The sequence below is a fragment of the Pradoshia sp. Z6_59 genome, from assembly GCF_058267515.1.
This window is the reverse complement of record NZ_JBZCPP010000007.1, coordinates 1-18,687: the sequence shown is the minus strand read 5'-3', so window position 1 is coordinate 18,687 and position 18,687 is coordinate 1. Positions and strand designations below refer to the sequence as shown.

Genomic DNA, 18,687 nt, shown 5'->3' with positions numbered 1-18,687 from the left:
ATCATTCCGTTCCTATGCTGAGAGCCGAAGAGGAGTCTCCTATTGGAATGACGATTAACAGTTAATTTGGATTTACAGATACAAAATCTAATATATGAACGAATGGAAATTTTGTGTATTTAACCCAACCTATCACCTCTAACCTTACATTGTCAATGATCAAAAATTTTGATAATTCGAGTCGAAAGATACTCATATTTTTTATGACAAACAAATAAAGCAGTTCAGCTAAAAACTGAACTGCTTCGACAAATTTTATAATTGGTTGAGAGCTTCCTCAATCAGGGTATCGCCTGATATTAGATCAAAAGAACGATTATAGCTTGCCTCATTTTCGAGGGAAGCCAAAATAGTTCGGGCCACATCCTCACGCGGAATCGTTCCAGCCTTTATTGTATCCCCCGTACGGATTTTCCCGTTTCCTGGTTCATTCAACAATCCACCAGGCCTTATGATTGTATACGTTAATGGGCTGTTTTCGAGAATTCGATCAGCATAATGCTTGGCAACATAATAAGGTTTAATTTCATTGCTCCAGTTTTCGCGGTTGTTAGCCTGAAGAGCACTGACCAAAATAAATCGTTTGATTCCAACCTTTTCAGCTGCTTCCATCATTTTCACTGCACCATCCAGATCAATTAAAAGCGTTTTGTCATGACCTGTGCTTCCTCCTGACCCGGCTGTAAAACAAATCGCATCTGATCCTTCAATTGCCCTCGCCAAGTTTTCTACACTATCTTCTAAATTAGCAAGAACAGTCTGTATTCCAATCTTTTCAAATGATTTTGTCTGTTCTTCTTTTCTGATCATCGCTTTTACATTGTGTTGTCCATCTTCCTTAATGAGGTGAACCAATTGATTGCCAATTTGTCCATTTGCGCCCACTACTACTATATTCATAGAAACAATCACCTTCCTATTTAAACATCAGCCTTCATTTACTGCAAAATCATGATTTTGATCCAGACAATAATCAAGCATCCACTGCCATTTTCCATAACCGGAGTCGATATTAATATGTCCTTTATTTACAACCAAAAGTTGTCTAATACCCAAGTCTTTATAATACTGACTGTCTTCAACAGTGCAATAAGTATCGTTTGTGGATTGAATTTGCAATGTATGATCAAAAGACTGTATTAATTCTTTACCCTTAATTGAAAGGGGGAAAAACCTTTGGATGATTTCATGCTTTAAATATGGAGAGGGCGGTGCCACTAAAATAACACGGTTAACCAAATTTTTTATCTTATGAGCATTTTTGAGAGCAAAATGAATCCATAGGACACACCCTAAACTGTGAGCAACAATGGTTATATGGTCTGAGGTAATAGTATGAAAGGTATCTTCCAATTTTTTTATCCACTTATCTTTATAAGGATCATTATATTCAGGAAGGGTCGGATAATAAACTGTTTCACCTGCATCCAACAGCTCATTATACAGCCAGGATTGCCAATGTTCAGGTCCGCTTCCTCCAAGCCCATGCAATATGAGAAAATTGCGCTCCATTTTAACCCCTCCTATTTTACCGATTTAATTTCATACTAAGTTTATCAGATTAATATATTTTATGTCTACTTTTACAGTAAACAAACTTTCTTCAAAAAAATAAACCGGTACAGAGTGAATATACTCTGGTACCGGCTTTCATTATCACTTGGTTATCCACTTGGTCACTTCATCAATAGATTTTCTTGAACCTTCTTTAGGACTCATATCTGGATATCCTATATAGATAAACCCAGTTACAGCACCATCCTCAGAAAGATTAAAAGCCTTGCTCATTCGTTTATCATGGCATTGTTTTCCGGTTCTCCATACGGCACCCAGTCCAAGAGCATGAGCTGCCAGCAGGATATTTTGCGTAGCTGCATGTACAGCAGCGTATTCTTCTTCAATCAGAACCTTATCATTCTTCACTGGTTCAACGGCAGTCACTATGATGACAGGAGCACGATAGGGATTCTTGCTCACTTTTTCTAATCTGTTTTTACTTTCTTCTGACTCAAAATCATCTAATTCAGATTTCAGGATATCCACCAACACATCACTGAGGATTTTTCTGCCATCCTCTTTCAAAACAAAAAACTTCCATGGTTCTGTACGATGATGACAGGGTGCCCATGTTCCCGCTTCAATAATTTTATGTATGAGCTCATCAGGTATTGGTTCATTTTTAACCTTGCCAATACTTCTTCTTCCTTTAATGGCTTCAAATAGTTCCATAAACATTACCTCCCTATCTAGTTATCTCTATATTTTGTAAAATTTAGTTACTACTATACTATATATCCCTATGTTGGAAAGTACAAAAATTTCTTCTTCTTAAATATAAAAGAGCATGGGACATAACTTATAAACGATCCTGTAAAGACGAACGATAGCTAATTTATCGACTTTGTTACTTAAAAAGTTCGTTCCATTGCGCTAAGTTTAATAATGGTATACAGAAGGAAACAATCTATTGAAAACAAATAAAAATCCGACCTATTAGGCGATATTTATTAAAATATCACCTAATAGGTCGGATTTATTATTGACTGAAATACTTATGTCACTTCTTCTTGATATTTGAACATTATTATTCAAATTTATTTTTAATTTTATAATCTTTCTTTAAGTCTTCTAGCCATGTGTTGTACTCAGAAGAAATCTTTTCGCTTAGAGCGGCTTCTTTAGCATCCGCTTTTGATTCTTCATAAGTGGATTCTTTCGCTTCTTTATAGCCTGTAGATTTAATAATGTGGTATCCATATTCTGATTTAACCACATCACTAACTTCATCAACCTCTAAAGCGAAAGCTGCTTTTTCAAACTCTTCTACCATTTCTCCTTTAGAAATATAACCGAGCTCTCCACCACTTTCAGCAGATGCTGTATCAGTAGAGTTTTCTTTGGCTAGTTTAGCAAAATCTTCGCCGTCTTTGATTTTTTTCATTAGTTCATTTGCTTTGTCTTCGTCTTCAACAAGGATGTGGCTAACTTCAACCTGTTCAGGTTGGTCAAAGTTTGCTTTATTCTCTTCATAATAAGTTTTTACTTCATCCTCTGTGATCTCAACATCTTCCTGCATTAACTTTTCAATTTTAATGTTTATTGCGATATCTTCTTTCAAATCCTCTATAGATAAACCACTGGATTCAAGTGCTGATTTTAAGCCTTCTTCTCCGCCATAATTCTCTTTATAAACATCTACTTGTTCATTTATTTCACTATCTGAAACTTTTACTTTGCGATCATCGGCTTCCTTTTCAATGACCTTCATCGTAATTAAGCTATCTACAGCAGATGCTCCGTACACATTGGCCATTGTGTCATATAATTCATTTTTAGTAATGCGGTCGCCATTGACGCTGCCTACTGTTTGAGATTTTGTATATGCATATGCCCCACCAGCTATTGCTCCTGTTAATACGACAGCTGCTGCAATACCGGCAATCCATTTCTTATTTTTAGGTTTTTTTGTTTGATCTGCTTTAATTTCAGTAGCTTTCTCTTCTGTATCTGAAGTATTCTTTATCTCGTTGGTCATAATATAACTCCTATCAAAATAAAATTTATGATTTGCGTTAACATTACTATAATCATATAATGTGTCAGGAATATGTCAAATATAAAATACCCTATGTTAAATATTGTTTAGTTAATGAAAATATGGATACAATCAATATGACTATATGTAATATTACCTATTATAGTATATGAAAACATCATAAAGTGAAAATATAATCCTTGTTTGAAACTACATTAGATGATATTTGCTCCCTGTAAACAACTAGTCACAATTTGGTATTCATCAATCATTAATTTCCTAAGATAATAAATAAAATATTCTATGCTTCAATATTGCTCTAAAGTATGATTAGACAATTAACAAGAAAACCCCCTTTTTAACTATTTTTAAGCACTTTATGTGAATTAGATTCATTTACACATTAAAATGAAGAATAATAGGTAAATAAAGGGGATTTTATAATGGCAGAGCATCAGTTTATTTTAGAGGCTGTTTGGCCTGGATTACGTAATGATATAGGTGAAATACATACTAAAAATCTTCATACGAAAATTTCGATACCGGAGGAAATGGATGGACCCGGAATCGGGACAAATCCAGATGAGATGTTACTTGGTGCTGCAGCAACCTGTTATATTATTACGCTGGCAGCTATGATGGAACGCAGTCATATAGATAAAGAAGGGTTAACTTTACAGTCAGAGGGAATTGTCGATGTAACAAACGGTGTGTTTACCTATAAAAAGATTATTCATCGGCCATCGATTATACTAAAGGACTCTGCAACTGCAAATGATATCGCACTCGTCCAAAAACTAGCCCAAAAAGCAGAAACTTCCTGTATGATCAGCCGTGCTCTCAAAGACAATGTAGAGATAGAATTAGAAATCACAGTTAAGCGCATTTCTGAATAATGGTTATAAACTCTAGAAGGTGCTTCTAGTTTATTCAATCCTAATATCCGTACTAAACAAGAAAAAACCTGAGCTCATATGAACTCAGGTTTGTTTATTGTTTATTTAGAGTTGATCTGGAGTACGATCAAGTCCCTTAACAATAGGAATCTCAGTTTTAGCCAACTCTTCTTCAAGGTTTATTCTAGGACTGACGCCTGAATTTTTACCTGCAAAGCTTTCAATTAACTCTTTCATGTCGATTCCGGAGGATGCTTTTAATGATTCTTGTAAAGTTGCCATTAAATTCGTCGCATATCCGGTCACTTTATTGGCACCGCCGCCTGCACCGCCGCTCCCTGTATCAACAATCGTTATTTTATCAATACTGCTCAACGGTTTAGCAACTTCCCTTGCATATTCAGGAAGCATTTTTAACATCATATCCATCACAGCAGCCTGACCAAATTGCTCGAAGGCTTCTGCGATTTTTTGCTTTGCTTCAGCTTCCGCCAAGCCTTTTAAACGAATGATTTCCGCTTCAGAAACCCCTTGTGCTCTTTGGGCTTCCGCTTTTGCAAGACCATCTAAACGTACCCTCTCTGCTTCAGCTCTGGCCATTGATTCAATACGATATTGATTAGCATCGGCTTCGGTTAATTGCTTTGTCTTTTCGGCAGAAGCTGCTTGTTCAACTGCGTAACGATCTGCATCTGCCTTTTTCTTCACTTCTGAATCATATTGTTTTTCACGGCGTAAAATTTCTTTTTCTTCTAATTCAATCAGCTTCTGCCGCTCAATGATTTTAATTTGCATCTCTTGTTCCGTAACATCTTGCTTAGAACGTGCAGTTTCTAAATCATATGCCTGATCGGCTTTTGCTTTAGCAATATCCTGTTCACGTCTGAATTCAGCAATTTTCAATTGATTTAATTTTTCTGCCTCTGCGATTTCAGTTGCACGTTCAAGTTCAGCTTTTTGCGCTTCCTTGGATGCTTCAGCCCGTTTGATTCGTGTTTCTTTATCGGCTTCGGCTGTTGCGATATCCGCATCCCTTTTTACCTGAGCTATTCTCGGTTTACCAAGCGATTCCAAATAACCATTTTTATCACGCACATCTTTAATTGTAAAAGAAACGATAACCAATCCCATTTTCGCTAAATCCTGCGAGGCAACCCTTTGTACTTCCTGTGAAAATTTTTCGCGGTTTTTGTAGATTTCCTCAACTGTCATCGAACCAAGAATGGAGCGTAAATGCCCCTCCAGTACTTCTCTTGCTTCCTGTTCACGGTCATCCTTCGTTTTCCCTAAAAATTGTTCCGCAGCTGTTGCAATTTCAGAAATGGTATTACCTATTTTAATAATGGATACACCATCTGCCATTACCGGAACACCCTGTTCCGTGTATACTTCCGGTGTTGAAACCTCTAATTTACTTGATAATAAGCTCAATGGCTCAGCTTGCTGAAATACTGGAAGAACGAAGGTCCCTCCTCCTCGTACAATTTTGATTCGATTACCTGATTCATCAACATGTACATTTTTACTGCCTAAGTAACTGCCTGTGACAATCAATGCTTCATCAGGTCCAGCTGTTCTATATTTTGTAACAAAAACTCCTATAAGGGCTAATATAATAAATACCACTGCCCCAATAATACCGTAGATTAATGTCATACTACTCCCACTCTCCTATCCCAGTTCATTTAATTCTTCATGTGGACTGACATGCAGAACACCATTTTGGATATCAATGATTAATACCTTTGTCTCAGATGGTATCGCTTCTTGGTCAAAACTTACGGCCGGCTTCGAAAACGTTCCGCTTTTACTTGTTATTAATACTTCACCGTACCCGTTAACAGGTACTGATGTTATCACTTTTCCCAACCGTCCCTTTAGTTCATCCTCTGTAATCGTTAAAGATTCATGAGCGAGAGACAAGGGCACTAAAACGAATAGATTAATAATAGAGACAAGTATAAAAGCGATTGCGAAGGAAATTAAAAAAATGGGAAGTGCCCGCAATGAGGTTAAAGAAACAAGCACATACCCTGATCCGCTTGCAATGGTCAAAAAGCTTAGAATAAGGGTTGGGTTTAAAAAATCAGGGAGATCTAATCCGGCAAACAGATCATTAAATAATATAAAGAAAAACGTAAGGATACCGGATATAATCAGTGAATATAAGAAAAAGTCAGCTAATTCCACCCCTAAAAATTCCATACTAATCAACCCTTTATCAGTTATTTTCCGCTATTCAATGAATCCTTTAATCTTTGTAATTCTGATTTAACTAATTTTTCGGTTTCCATCTTTTTAAACTCATTATCAATTTCAAGGTGATTACTTTTAAGCTCTTTACTGACTTCCGCTTCTGCTTCATATTCCATAACTTTTTGTTCCATTCGTTCGAATCCAGCTTTCGCCGAATTTCGATTTTCTGTATGGAAAGAACGATTTACTGAAGTTTGTACTTTAGCAGAAAGCGCTCTTGCCTTTAATGTATCTCTGCGCATCACAAGTTCCTGATAATCAGCTTTCATTTCTCGCAGTCGATTTTGCAAATCCTTGACATTTTGTTTAGCCTGTTCATGCAAATTCTCCAATGAGGCAAGCTCAGTCCCGAGCTGAAGTTTGTTTTCTAAAGCTTGTTTTGCAAGCGTCTCTTTACCAGCTTGAATGGCTTCCATTGCCTGAGTATTACGTTTTTCAATCAGTAATTTTAAATCGGTGATTTTTCTGTGGGTTAATTTCTCCTCAGCCATGACCTTTGCAGTTGTCTTCTCTGCTTCTTCAATTTCATGATTCATTTCTCTTAGGTATTGATCGGCCATTTTTATGGGATCTTCTGCTTTTTCAATGAGTGCATATAATTCTGAACTGACCACCGTCTTCATTCGCTTAAAAAACTCAAACATCTTATCAACCTCCCAGGATAATCTTACCATTTTATACGATTGAATATCACTGAAAGTTTCAATTATTTTAAAATATTATAATAATTTACAAAATATTTATAAGTGAAATACGATGGTTATTCACACCAGGAATAATCTAATCATGCTTATTGCTCAATCTTTTACTCAACAATAACCTTTATAGTAAGCTTAAAAAATAACGCCATAGTTATTCTGAAAGGAGATTTTCAGTGAATATAGAAAAACCAGAATCAATCGATGCAATTATAAGTGACTTGAATAATGAAATAAGCTACTCATTATCTACTCTTTCACCGTTTAAAAAATCACCTGAAGAGTTGAAAGCGGCTACCCAATTGGCAAAATTAAGAGATTCAGATATAATGGCCATTTCGTCAATGGCTCGTATATTGATTTCTCAAAACCAACACCTAACAGATCAACAAATAGCATCCAAACTAATAAAAGAACTATCCAATTCTCATCCGAATCGTTTCATCAAAAAAATATGCAAAAAGATGGCAAAGCAAAAGTGGAGTGAAAAACATGAGACAGAATGACATTCATCATTTATGGGACAAAATTAAGCCAATCACATCAGACCCCATTATCCAACAACAATTCTGGAACATTCTAGTCAAACTAATTGAAAACGAACGAAATCTTCAAAATCAACTCCCAAAACAGAAGGAAGAAGTGTAAAAAAAGGTTTCCAGAAAACCTGGAAACCTTCTAAATATCTATTTCTTTTCTTGCACCCGGATTGTGTACGGTGACAAAGAAGCAGAACCTTGAGCATCTTTTAATTTTATATAATAGGTACCTTTTTTAAGACTGATATTTAAAACTTCTGTATCATTTTCAGCATATCGGTCAGAGCCGGCGATTTTTTTGCCATTTTGATAAACCTCAAAGGCTCCATCCAATTCCCTGCCGCCACTTAAAGTGATTTGACCGCTGAAAGCTTTATCCACTTTAAGCTTGTACCAGTCTTCATCATTTTTCTTTGTATTAAATGCGTTAAATCGGCCTGTTTTCTCCCATTTTCCCTTCGATTTCTTAAAGCTGATTGGTTTTGATGGTTTATTTTTCTTAATAACAGTCCCGGCATCTTCATCTTTGTGATTCACTTGACTGAGCTTAAACGTATATTGTGTTAAAGAGAATGGTAAAAATTCGCCATCACCCATAATCGCTATAAAATACGCTTTACCCTTTTGGAAATAATGTGAGCCATATGCACCTGCAGGATCATAATAGGAATCTATATATTTAATCGTATCTAAATCTGCATCATCTACATTCTTGTTATTATTTTTATCTTCCATTACGGCAATATACGAATAAACATCACCTTTAACTAGTGCAGGGAGTCCTGATGTGCTTGGTTTATTATTATCCACCGTTAATGCATAGTTACCTGATGTTTTAGCTGTGTATCGATAAAGATCCATATCGGCATATTTTGCGTAGTCGCCTTTAACAGTCGTAGCAGGAAGAGTCTTTACGTTTTTCATAGAATCGTTGTTCTCGTATTTATCAGCAGGCTTACCTACTAATCTTGATTCAAAGAAATATTTATCCGTAGAATAGGATTCAGACATCCAATCCATCTCAACCTTCATATAATACGTTTTCCCAGCTTCAAGTGAGGCATAAAAAGTATTAAGCTTTGCTCCCGTATACCAATCATAATTTTCTGCAACTGTCTCAAGTACACGGATCGTATTACCGTTTTCCCCTTCATATTCCACAGCCTGGTAAATGGAGAAGAAATGTTTAGCTGTACCTAAATCAAAAGCATGGATTCCTGCTGATGTTACATTGACTTTATACCAATCTTCCTCATAACGTGACTGTAAATAACCTGATTTTTCACTTGTTAATTTATATGAGAGGGCCATTTCATCCAGCATTTCAATTACAGAATCGTCTCCCTCTTCTTCTTCCCAGTATTCTTCATCATCACCAATATATTCTCCTTCTTCGTCATACCCTTCACGATCATATATGGAATGAATTCCATCCTCATCCTCTGGCATTTTGACCAGGCTGGCTTTGAAAGTATAAGGATCAGCGTTTTGGCGAATTGCACCAGTTATCTTGGTAGCCGATGTTTCAAATCCTTCCGAGAAGATATAATAGTCAGTAAAGCTTTCGGAATATCCCTCATATTTGTTAGATATTTTTATAGTATAGGTAGTTTTAGGCTCAGCAGTGAAGACATCCTGTTCACTTTCACCGATGGTACCGCTGTTAATTTCACGTTCAAGGATATTTACATGCGTTGGTCCATCTTCTTGGTTACCATCCTCTACGTCTTCAGCTGCTTCCTTATTAATTTCCACAGTTTCCGTAATCTTCTCGTCATCCTCAATCTCTTCTTCATCTCTAATGTCTGTCAGTGCATAGACAAATATGCTGACGTCTGCACCAGGTGTACCATTTACAGAAAGCTTAATGTTTTCCTCTTTTTCACCAGTTGTAAATTGAAAATAATCATCATCTCCATTTTCGCCAACAAGATGCATTTTTTTACCTGTTGTATCATAGGACAATTTAGGTATTATAATCGGGTTTTCTTTACCGGATTCATCTTTTGAAACAGTTACTTTTTTGAATACTAATTCATATTCAGATAATTTGCTTCCGGCGACATCGTAATTTCCGCTAATATCTTTTACACCAATGGTCAAAGTACCATCGTATGGTGCTTTAAAGTAATAGCCCTCTGTTTTACCCTCACTGACATCATCGATTTTTTTCGTGCTTGATTTATCTTTTCCATACATATTTACGAGTAATTGGGAATCAAATACTTTAGAGCCTTTTAAATTAATTTGATATGTTTCACCTTTTTTTACGGTATGCTTGATCCAGTGCTGCTCCAATGGTTTCATAAATGTTTTTTTCACCGTATAGCTGTTGCCAACCGTTTTAGCATTTTTCATAATCGTATCCTTATTCCACACGGCAGCAGTTAAGGATGGAATTTTTTTAATATCAAAGCTTAGAGCAGAGGATGGATTGACTAGTCCATATCCATATTTCTTATCGTAGCCCTTCGTACTTAAATCACTAGCTGTTTTCTTTAAAATGTATTCTACCTGTTCCGGTTTTAATTTTGGATATTTAGATAACAGCAAGGAAACCGTTCCAGTCACCATCGGAGCTGCCATCGATGTGCCGCTCAATGAAGCAAAAGTCGACTTTTTCTCATAATCATAGATTGGTGCATAAATATTATCCCCAGGTGCTACTATATCTGTCGAAACACCATAGGATGACCAGGATGTCAGTGTTTTGCTTTTATTTACAGCTCCGACACTAATGACTCCTTCATAGGCAGCAGGGTAACTTTTCATATCAGCTCCTTCATTACCAGCCGCAGCAACAATCACAATTCCAGCCGCTTTCGCTTTTTTGATTGCGGCTTCAAGAACTGGTGAACTGAATGGGCCGCCTAAGCTCAAATTGATTACCTTCGCTTTCTTTTTAATTGCATATAAAACACCTTCTGCGATATTGTAATCGTACGCACCCATTTCTCTATTAAATACATCAATAGATAAAACCGAAGCATTTGGATTGATGCCATAACCGCCAATTCCATTATTCTTCTCAGCTGCAATTATGCCGGCTACATGTGTTCCATGATACTCAGGCAATGATGCGTTAACTGGATTATGGATATTATAGCTTGATACAATTTTGTTTTTTAATTCAGGGTGATTTTTATCAATTCCCGTATCAATCACAGCCACCAATACTTTATTTTTCCCTGCTTTTTTCTGTGCCGCAGGTAAGTTTAACAACTTGTTATAATATTGTTGACTGATCTTAGGATCGGTTTTGACAGAAGAAGTTTTATACTTAACGCTCGGCGCAATCGATGTGACCGAATTAGACTTACTTAATTCCGTATAAGCTTGTTTAGCTGCGGATGCTGTTTTGAATTTAACAACTGAATAACCAAGATTCCCGCCAGCCTTTACCACTTTACCCTTATATTTGGTCAGAGTTTTCTTAGATAACGGTCCACTATGCTCAATAACCAAGGTGTCTGCCTGAATATATTCGTCATATTTCTTCGTTGTTGGTTTGTCCATTTTTTCGGAACTGCGGATTTCATCTCCCTTTTGGTTTATTGAACTCACCTTTGCCGCAGCAAATACCCCACTTGTGCCCGATGTTAGAAGTAAAGCGGCAGTAGCTATGACAGTTACTAATTTTTTCATTCTTTCTCCCCTTTTTGTCTTCACTGATTTTTAAATTGAAGACTATTACCAATTCGTTACATTTATGCAAAAAACCTGCTGTTAATTATGAAAAAGATTCGACATAATTCTTTCTCAGCTACTTTGAAATCGACAAAAAACTGTTCAGCATTTATGCCAAACAGTGAGTTATGATTTTCATGGATATCTTTAATTAAAAACATCATATGTTTTTATGCGATGCTGCGGATTCCAAGTAACTTCTTCTACAGAATCCTCATATAACACGGAGTCCTCACAGGAACAGGATTCTCTATAAGAAGATTCTCTTTGATAAGATGATTGCACTTCATAGGAAGAAGATGAATCCTCTGCGCTTTGCTCCTTACTATCTTTACCATCCTCATTATCTTTTTCAGCTTTAAATGACCCTTTTGCTCCTAAGCTAATACTCTTAATATGAAAGGGATGGATACGGAATGCTTCTTCATTGTTGACAATTGTAAAAAATCCGTCGCTTTCCTCTAATAATACACCTTCTAACGCTTCTGGACCTGTTCTATTAACAGATACCCATTTATGCTTAAATGTTTGAATGAACTCGAAGAAGGAGTCTGATTCAAACAGAACACCATCGGTTAAATTCCATGGATGGACTGGACTGGAACTTTTGTGATAATCATACCTTGAATATCCTCTGAGGCTTTTATTGCTGTTCCCCTTATTTTCATCTACTGATGTTAAAATGGTCTTTATTAATTTCACGTGTTCTAAATTATAATAGATTAGCCCATCCTCTTCATGTAAGATAACTAACATGGATGAGTTAACATTCAACAATTTACCAACTCTTGATTCTGGTCCCTGATTAATCTGAATGCTTTGATACTTGAATTCACTTAACAGGTCTGTAAATGTTTCAGATTCAGCACATTCAAACTCCTCATCTGTTTTCTCAACTTGGCCGGATGAACTCTCTTTAATATTGTGTGTAACACTGTGAATATGACTGGTGGCAAAATATAATACTTCCTGATTAACCAAAAGTGCAACATAATCCGTCTTTGCTTTTAATAATATACCTTCTTTTGAGTTCGGACCTCCTCTATTAATTTTAACTTTTTCTCCTATTAGAGAGAATAATGGAGATAAAGGAGCTGTCTCTTCTATAAATGTTAGTGTTTGTTCTTCTGTATTCCTGTCAGTAATTTTTTTATGGGAGAGGTATTTTTTTCGCCTTCTTGCCATTTCTGCTTCCTCCTCTGTGCTTTTCCACATAGATATTTATACTACAGTGTACGTACACTACTAATATTCGTACTAAACGAAAAGCCTATTTAGAAGAAATTCAACTCTTGCCTAACCCAGCCGCCCATTTTTCCAAATCCTCATTTAAAAATTTATTTCGTTTGGTTATGAAAGAGAGGATAAAATCAGACTCTTTCTCAAGTCGATCCTGCCGTCCTTTAAGATAGGGATCATCCAAAATATATGGGCGAAGCCGATTAAAATGGTTATTTATAATCGGGCTCATATATTCAGGAGTAAAGATTTCATTCAATATATCTCTCAATATATCGATATACATGTTCTGATAATAGGGCAAATCTAATAATCTTGCACTAAGTGTATTGAAACCCTGGCATCTAACATAATCATAAGGCATTTCTTTACCATTAATATCTCTTCCCCATGTTGCATCGAAATCCCATGGCATAATTTCAAGTAAACCTGTTTCGCTATTTAAATATAAGGAATAGTTATGAACAAAACCATCGAAATTTTGTGTACATACGACACCAGCAAGCCACTGCAAGTACTTTTTTATATCCAAGTACTTCTCAATTTCCTTTTTAAACTCGTTCCGTTCTGTAGTATTCGTGATATAAATGAGTTCCTCCAGTTTCTTCCCATCTCCTTTTGGACCACATTTTTGTTCATAGCCCTGTATTAATGTTTTTTTTGGCCCTTCTTCAAATGAACCAATCAATGAAAAATTGGCATCATCATCTACTGCATAAAAAATACTGCCTGCTGGTTTATTTTTAGTTTGTAAAAACAATTCATCCACTGAATCGAGCTGTAAATAAACCCCCTCATTCCTCCCATTCAATTTTAAAATGACATGATTGGCTGAAGGGGCCATTACACCAATATCGCGAAAAAAATCTAAAGATAGTTTATTCCGTATCATGGACGGGTCTTTATATTCCGCATTTAGATGGAATTCTTTCGCTCCACTTAGTTTCTTAGGGCTAATATATTTTATAAAGTACGACTTCTTTTTCGATTTTCTAATATGGGATCCCCGATAATTTGCATGTATATGAAACCGTTTATTTCCCACTTTCAATTTCCCATTTACTGGTTCGTCATTCCAAATATCCGATTTCAAATCCAATAAATCATGCGGATGTATAAAAAGTTCAATAACTGGAAGCTCCTTTACACTCATCAAATATCACCTCATCATCTTTTCTATTACATGTCTATGTCATAGAAATAGAGAGGGAACTGATGTAATTCGTCTATTTTTAAATAATTACACGTTTGTCCAAAGCAAATAATCTTCTTTAGCGTAATCTGTTAAGGTAAGAAGTTTATGAAGTAAGTAATAGGAGGCTGTTTTATGAAGAAATACACTGAAGATCAAATTAGGAAAGCGGTTGAGGATGTAAAAGGACATCAAATGGATGGATTTTTGTACCAAGAGCCGACTTCCGAACGTTCTCGTGGTCGTTCTGGCTCTCGCAACAGAGGAGGTAATCGTTCTCGTTCACGTAACAAAAACCGCTCCCACAACAAAAGCCGTTCTCGCAACAATAATCGTTCTCGCTCTTGCCGTTCCCGTAACAATAAGCAATCACGTTCTTGCCGTTCCCGCAACAATAAGCAATCACGTTCTTGCCGTTCTCGCAACAATAAACAATCACGTTCTTGCCGTTCTCGCAACAATAAGCAATCACGTTCTTGTCGTTCCCGCAACAATAATCGTTCTCGCTCTTGCCAATCCCGCAGCAATAATCGTTCCCGTTCTTGCCGTTCCCGTAAGAATAATCGTTCCCGCTCTTGCCGTTCCCGCAGCAATAATCGCTCCCGTCGCAGAAGAAGCGTGCGCACAGAAGATGTGTTTAATCCATCAAGACAAACTAGATATTGGGACGAAGGTAATATGTATCTTTTGCATCAGAAAAAATAAGCAATACTGTAGAAAGTGCAGCATCTTAAATGATGACTGCACTTCTTTTATTCTATCAACCTGTTCTCCGGTTTAATCCTCGCTCAATCTTTTTCCGGTCCACATCTTCCACCCAATCCTTATGTTGTTCATATAGCGGGCGCAGTCGTTCAGCGCTTAGCGCAATAACTTCACATCCACGGTCATCATAGACAAAGAAAATAAGGTCTTTAGTGATATTCACGAAGAAGACATCCGGATAATGAATCATGTCCGCTCCGAATCTTGGCTTTAGAGGAAAATCTTCGTGAGTGGCTGCTTTTAATAATTCAGTTATGCGTATATCCTTTGTTTTACACAATAAGGAAAATTGCTGCATTTCATATTCTTCTTCATCGAACTCAAAAGGATATGGATATGTCCTCACCTGAATATGATTTAAAGAATTTCTATACTTTAGAAAAGGTTTATATACTTTCAACTTTCTTGTATGCTTTACACTAGTTTTATTCGTGTACACATTCGTTACAAGGAATACGTCATCATTTTGTTCAAATAACTGATTAAAAATCGTATCAAGTTGCTTATACACAAGCCTGAATCTATCACAATTTAGTTCACCGTTTATTTTGAACTGATAATTATCACCACCGAGCGTAAAGTGGATTCCTATATCCCATTGATGATATATACTTGGTATTAATTCGATAGATGGAAATTTCCCATTCAGATAGTCTTTTACCCTCATTGTTCTATTCTCTCTTTCATTATTGATAGAGTACCACTGACTGACCTTGCTAATTAAATAGGGTTAATAATATATTTGCTCTCTTATGCCAGAGAAATTTTTACGCATCTATTACTTCGGTCCCTTTTACATATTGAGAAGGTGTCATAGATGTAATCCGTTTAAATATTCTACTGAAGTAATTTACATCATTAAAACCAACTAGGTAAGCAACATCTGTGATTGACATATTTCCATTTAATAAATATAATTTGGCCGCCTCTATTCTTTTTAAATTGATGAAATCGGTGATACTCTGGCCTGTCTCCATTTTAAATTTTTTTGATAAATGTGATGGATTCACATGAATAGACTCTGCTATTTCATTAAGCATCAAAGGGCTTTCCAAATTGAAATTAATATATTGCACAGCATTTTTGACGATAGGACTAAACTTACGTGTGGAGAACTCATTAACCAGTTCACAATAGGCATCAAGCATATTCCTAATAAGCTTGTGTAAATATGGTAGATTATCTGCTTTTTCAATCAGGATAGCATATTTTTCTGATACATCATGTAAATAAACCGGATGAACTCCACCTTTTTCAGCAGCAATTCTAAATAACGTATTCTGAACAAATGTTAGGTTTTTAGACGATCGAATTGGATTTTCCGGAACTCTATTTTTAAGATGTACATCAGTTAAACCCGTTAATTGCTTTAATGCTCCTTCCTTATCCCCTCTTGCAATGGCGTCTATAATTCTTTTTTCTATTTTATAACGGTGTTCAATGATCTTTTCACGATCCTCTTCTTCATGCTGAATAGGTTTTACTGGATTATTTTGTTTATTAATAGTCGGTGTAACCAGCTGTGATGACGAAATATAGTCGTGAGGACACAAATTTACTAATAACTCTCCGATACTTCTTATTTCTTCATCACTTAGGATTGATAAAGTCTCGTAGAAATCTTGATATTGCTTTCTGTCACTAATGGGTAAACTTTGAGAGGAGATAATTTGGCTGATAAATAAATCTGAAGGTAAATCAGACAAAAAAGGGCCAACCATCACTGTGCCTGCATATTGATCATCTTTCCAGATTCCAGCAAAAATACATTCCAATTTAGCCGAATTAATATAATGTAAATATTCATTTTTTTTGCTTGCCTTTAACAATTCCGTGATTGATTTATTTTCCTCTTCGTTATTTGCCAATCCACTTGGTATCTGGTGTTTAGCCATTAGGATAATTTTATTTCCATCCAGGTCAAGCAGTTTTACATCCAATTTAACAATTGAACTGACCAGATTACATAGCTGAGCGTATACTTTTATCTGTTCCTGATTCAATCTAATCATCCTTTAAAATTCACTTTTTTATTTTCATTATACAATGAAAACGCCATCATGAACTAAAAATAATACTAAAAAAACAAAAATTGTACGATATTTTTCTAAAATTAATACCTATAATGAAATTAATTCAGTAAACACTATATATGAAGACAATCTGTTCTTATATCCTGATTGTTTACTGAATTAATTTATAAACAGGGAGTTCAATACATGAGAAAAGTAATTAATCTGAATGACGCATGGAAATTCATTAAAGAAAACGTACAAGATGCAATGAACCAAGTTTATGATGATGCTAATTGGGAGTCTGTAAATGTCCCTCATACGTGGAATGCGATTGATGGTGCAAATGGATTTGATTTTTATAAAGGAGCATGCTGGTACAGAAAAGAATTTACTGTAGATACTGTAAATGCCGGCAATAAAGTATATATCGAATTTAATGGAAGCAATAGCATAACAGATGTTTATGTTAATGGACAACACCTTGGCCAGCATCGCGGCGGTTATTCTATTTTCAGATTCGATATTACAGATGTTGTTACTTTTGGAGGCAAAAACACGCTTGCGGTGAAAGTCGACAATACAGTTGTTGAAGATGTATATCCTCAAATGGCTGACTTCACTTTCTTTGGCGGAATTTACCGTGATGTTAATTTAGTTATTGCTAGCCATGTTCACTTTGATTTAATGGATCATGGTTCTCAAGGGGTTTATATCGTTCAAGACGAAGTAACGAAGGAACAAGCGTCCATTACCCTTAAAACTAGACTTACAAATGATCATGAAGAAGAGAAAAAAGTTCGTTTATGGGCTGATATGCTTGATGCTGAAGGTAAGACAGCTGCTTATGGAGCAAAAGAGGTTGTTCTTCCAGCAGGACAAACTACTGTTGTTGAATTGCCAATCAAAATCGAAAACCCAATCCTTTGGAATGGCCGTAAAAATGCCTATATGTATGAAGCTAACCTATCTTTAACAAGCTATAATGATGTAATTGATGAACTTTCCATTCCATTTGGGGTCCGTTACTTTAAAGTGGATCCTGAAAAAGGCTTCTTCTTAAATGGAGAACACCTTCGTCTTAATGGGGTTTCCCGTCACCAGGACCGTAAAGATATGGGCTGGGCTATCACTAAAAAAGAGCACAAAGAAGATATGGAATTCATCAAAGAAGTTGGCGCTACTTCCATTCGTCTTGCCCACTACCAACACGATCAATATTTCTATGATTTATGCGACCGGGAAGGTATGGTTGTTTGGGCTGAGATTCCGTTTATCTCTATCATGTCCAAGACTGAGCTTGAGGGTATAAATGCTAAACAGCAAATGGTTGAGTTAATCCGACAAAATTACAACCACCCTTCCATTATATTCTGGGGTGTTCAAAACGAGATTCAAATTGGCGGTAACAGACCAGAAGTCAGAAAAGTTGTTAAGGAACTTAATGAGTTAACAAAAAAAGAAGATCCAACACGTTTAACTACACAGGCCAACGTTATGTTTGTTCCTGACACAGATGAATACAACTATATCACGGACACGGTTGGTTACAATAAATATTACGGATGGTATCAAGGTAAGGCAGAAGATTTTGCCGAGTGGATTGATGGTTATCATGCAACGAACCCACAAGTTAGCCTTGGTATCTCTGAGTACGGTGCAGAGGGTATTATCCAGTACCATACAAACGATCCAAAAGTAAAAGATTACACAGAGGAATATCATACTTTATACCATGAAACAGTATGGAATATCTTCGCTGATCGTCCTTTCCTTTGGTCAACATATGTTTGGAATATGTTTGACTTCGGTGCCAATATCCGTGACGAAGGCGGCGTAAAAGGACGAAATAATAAAGGCCTAATGAC

General features: G+C 36.2%; 17 protein-coding genes. 5 read left to right on the top strand and 12 right to left on the bottom strand.

Features of this window, described 5'->3' with window-relative positions; translation table 11 throughout:
• Window positions 1-255: 255 nt before the first annotated feature.
• The 4 genes from AC4D4B_RS09005 to AC4D4B_RS08990 all read right to left on the bottom strand — a co-directional run bounded on the left by AC4D4B_RS09005 (window position 256) and on the right by AC4D4B_RS08990 (window position 3,535).
• A complete protein-coding gene (locus AC4D4B_RS09005; protein WP_490999727.1) occupies window positions 256-900 on the bottom strand; it encodes an SDR family oxidoreductase in 645 nt (214 codons plus the stop codon).
• Window positions 901-927: 27 nt separating this feature from the next.
• Window positions 928-1,512 (bottom strand): RBBP9/YdeN family alpha/beta hydrolase, encoded by a 585-nt coding sequence (locus tag AC4D4B_RS09000; RefSeq protein WP_490999726.1) that lies wholly within the window; start codon window positions 1,510-1,512, stop codon window positions 928-930.
• Between the two features lie 144 nt (window positions 1,513-1,656).
• Entirely contained in the window at window positions 1,657-2,229 is a 573-nt protein-coding gene (locus AC4D4B_RS08995; protein ID WP_490994447.1) for a nitroreductase family protein, read from the bottom strand.
• A gap of 355 nt (window positions 2,230-2,584) precedes the next feature.
• Entirely contained in the window at window positions 2,585-3,535 is a 951-nt protein-coding gene (locus tag AC4D4B_RS08990; RefSeq protein ID WP_490994446.1) for a peptidylprolyl isomerase, read from the bottom strand.
• A 443-nt stretch (window positions 3,536-3,978) separates the two neighbouring features.
• Here AC4D4B_RS08990 and AC4D4B_RS08985 point away from each other — a divergent pair, with 443 nt between their 5' ends.
• Complete coding sequence (locus tag AC4D4B_RS08985; protein ID WP_490994445.1) at window positions 3,979-4,431, top strand: OsmC family protein; 453 nt, start codon at window positions 3,979-3,981, stop codon at window positions 4,429-4,431.
• Window positions 4,432-4,536: 105 nt separating this feature from the next.
• On the opposite strand, the gene floT is transcribed toward AC4D4B_RS08985, so the two are convergent.
• Genes floT through AC4D4B_RS08970 form a run of 3 tightly spaced genes read right to left on the bottom strand, consistent with a single transcriptional unit; the run spans window position 4,537 to window position 7,331 of the window.
• Entirely contained in the window at window positions 4,537-6,087 is a 1,551-nt protein-coding gene (gene floT, locus AC4D4B_RS08980; RefSeq protein ID WP_490999725.1) for a flotillin lipid rafts scaffold protein FloT, read from the bottom strand.
• A 15-nt stretch (window positions 6,088-6,102) separates the two neighbouring features.
• The gene (locus AC4D4B_RS08975; protein ID WP_490999724.1) at window positions 6,103-6,636 is read right to left on the bottom strand and encodes an NfeD family protein; all 534 of its coding nucleotides are present in this window, start codon (window positions 6,634-6,636) and stop codon (window positions 6,103-6,105) included.
• A gap of 20 nt (window positions 6,637-6,656) precedes the next feature.
• Window positions 6,657-7,331, bottom strand: coding sequence for a PspA/IM30 family protein (locus AC4D4B_RS08970; RefSeq protein WP_490999723.1), 675 nt, complete (start codon window positions 7,329-7,331; stop codon window positions 6,657-6,659).
• A 230-nt stretch (window positions 7,332-7,561) separates the two neighbouring features.
• On the opposite strand from AC4D4B_RS08970, the gene AC4D4B_RS08965 reads away from it, so the two are divergent.
• Window positions 7,562-7,891 (top strand): hypothetical protein, encoded by a 330-nt coding sequence (locus tag AC4D4B_RS08965; RefSeq protein WP_490999722.1) that lies wholly within the window; start codon window positions 7,562-7,564, stop codon window positions 7,889-7,891.
• Complete coding sequence (locus AC4D4B_RS08960) at window positions 7,878-8,033, top strand: hypothetical protein (RefSeq protein ID WP_490994384.1); 156 nt, start codon at window positions 7,878-7,880, stop codon at window positions 8,031-8,033. Before AC4D4B_RS08965 ends, AC4D4B_RS08960 begins: the two co-directional genes overlap by 14 nt.
• 38 nt (window positions 8,034-8,071) lie before the next feature.
• On the opposite strand, the gene AC4D4B_RS08955 is transcribed toward AC4D4B_RS08960, so the two are convergent.
• From AC4D4B_RS08955 to AC4D4B_RS08945, 3 genes are all read right to left on the bottom strand, one after another.
• Complete coding sequence (locus AC4D4B_RS08955; protein ID WP_490999721.1) at window positions 8,072-11,569, bottom strand: S8 family peptidase; 3,498 nt, start codon at window positions 11,567-11,569, stop codon at window positions 8,072-8,074.
• A gap of 189 nt (window positions 11,570-11,758) precedes the next feature.
• On the bottom strand, window positions 11,759-12,796 hold the full coding sequence (locus tag AC4D4B_RS08950) for a hypothetical protein (protein WP_490999720.1): 1,038 nt from the start codon (window positions 12,794-12,796) through the stop codon (window positions 11,759-11,761).
• Between the two features lie 100 nt (window positions 12,797-12,896).
• Entirely contained in the window at window positions 12,897-14,003 is a 1,107-nt protein-coding gene (locus AC4D4B_RS08945; protein ID WP_490999719.1) for a CotH kinase family protein, read from the bottom strand.
• 238 nt (window positions 14,004-14,241) lie between these two features.
• Here AC4D4B_RS08945 and AC4D4B_RS08940 point away from each other — a divergent pair, with 238 nt between their 5' ends.
• Window positions 14,242-14,823 carry a hypothetical protein gene (locus AC4D4B_RS08940; protein WP_490999718.1) on the top strand — a complete coding sequence of 194 codons (582 nt, stop codon included), beginning with the start codon at window positions 14,242-14,244 and terminating at the stop codon, window positions 14,821-14,823.
• Here AC4D4B_RS08940 and AC4D4B_RS08935 read toward each other — a convergent pair.
• On the bottom strand, window positions 14,803-15,474 hold the full coding sequence (locus tag AC4D4B_RS08935) for a DUF3885 domain-containing protein (protein WP_490999717.1): 672 nt from the start codon (window positions 15,472-15,474) through the stop codon (window positions 14,803-14,805). The genes AC4D4B_RS08940 and AC4D4B_RS08935 overlap by 21 nt on opposite strands.
• 100 nt (window positions 15,475-15,574) lie before the next feature.
• Entirely contained in the window at window positions 15,575-16,810 is a 1,236-nt protein-coding gene (locus AC4D4B_RS08930; protein WP_490999716.1) for a helix-turn-helix domain-containing protein, read from the bottom strand.
• Window positions 16,811-17,026: 216 nt separating this feature from the next.
• On the opposite strand from AC4D4B_RS08930, the gene AC4D4B_RS08925 reads away from it, so the two are divergent.
• Window positions 17,027-18,687, top strand: a 1,661-nt coding sequence (locus tag AC4D4B_RS08925; RefSeq protein ID WP_490999715.1) for a glycoside hydrolase family 2 protein, incomplete at its 3' end; no start/stop codon positions are given.

Excerpts from the sequence above, each read along its gene's own strand:
- AC4D4B_RS09005 (WP_490999727.1), bottom strand. The coding sequence starts at position 900 with ATGAATATAGTAGTAGTGGGCGCAAATGGACAAATTGGCAATCAATTG.
- AC4D4B_RS09000 (WP_490999726.1), bottom strand. The coding sequence starts at position 1,512 with ATGGAGCGCAATTTTCTCATATTGCATGGGCTTGGAGGAAGCGGACCT.
- AC4D4B_RS08995 (WP_490994447.1), bottom strand. The coding sequence starts at position 2,229 with ATGGAACTATTTGAAGCCATTAAAGGAAGAAGAAGTATTGGCAAGGTT.
- AC4D4B_RS08990 (WP_490994446.1), bottom strand. The coding sequence starts at position 3,535 with ATGACCAACGAGATAAAGAATACTTCAGATACAGAAGAGAAAGCTACT.
- AC4D4B_RS08985 (WP_490994445.1), top strand. The coding sequence starts at position 3,979 with ATGGCAGAGCATCAGTTTATTTTAGAGGCTGTTTGGCCTGGATTACGT.
- floT (WP_490999725.1), bottom strand. The coding sequence starts at position 6,087 with ATGACATTAATCTACGGTATTATTGGGGCAGTGGTATTTATTATATTA.
- AC4D4B_RS08975 (WP_490999724.1), bottom strand. The coding sequence starts at position 6,636 with ATGGAATTTTTAGGGGTGGAATTAGCTGACTTTTTCTTATATTCACTG.
- AC4D4B_RS08970 (WP_490999723.1), bottom strand. The coding sequence starts at position 7,331 with ATGTTTGAGTTTTTTAAGCGAATGAAGACGGTGGTCAGTTCAGAATTA.
- AC4D4B_RS08960 (WP_490994384.1), top strand. The coding sequence starts at position 7,878 with ATGAGACAGAATGACATTCATCATTTATGGGACAAAATTAAGCCAATC.
- AC4D4B_RS08955 (WP_490999721.1), bottom strand. The coding sequence starts at position 11,569 with ATGAAAAAATTAGTAACTGTCATAGCTACTGCCGCTTTACTTCTAACA.
- AC4D4B_RS08950 (WP_490999720.1), bottom strand. The coding sequence starts at position 12,796 with ATGGCAAGAAGGCGAAAAAAATACCTCTCCCATAAAAAAATTACTGAC.
- AC4D4B_RS08945 (WP_490999719.1), bottom strand. The coding sequence starts at position 14,003 with ATGAGTGTAAAGGAGCTTCCAGTTATTGAACTTTTTATACATCCGCAT.
- AC4D4B_RS08940 (WP_490999718.1), top strand. The coding sequence starts at position 14,242 with ATGGATTTTTGTACCAAGAGCCGACTTCCGAACGTTCTCGTGGTCGTT.
- AC4D4B_RS08935 (WP_490999717.1), bottom strand. The coding sequence starts at position 15,474 with ATGAGGGTAAAAGACTATCTGAATGGGAAATTTCCATCTATCGAATTA.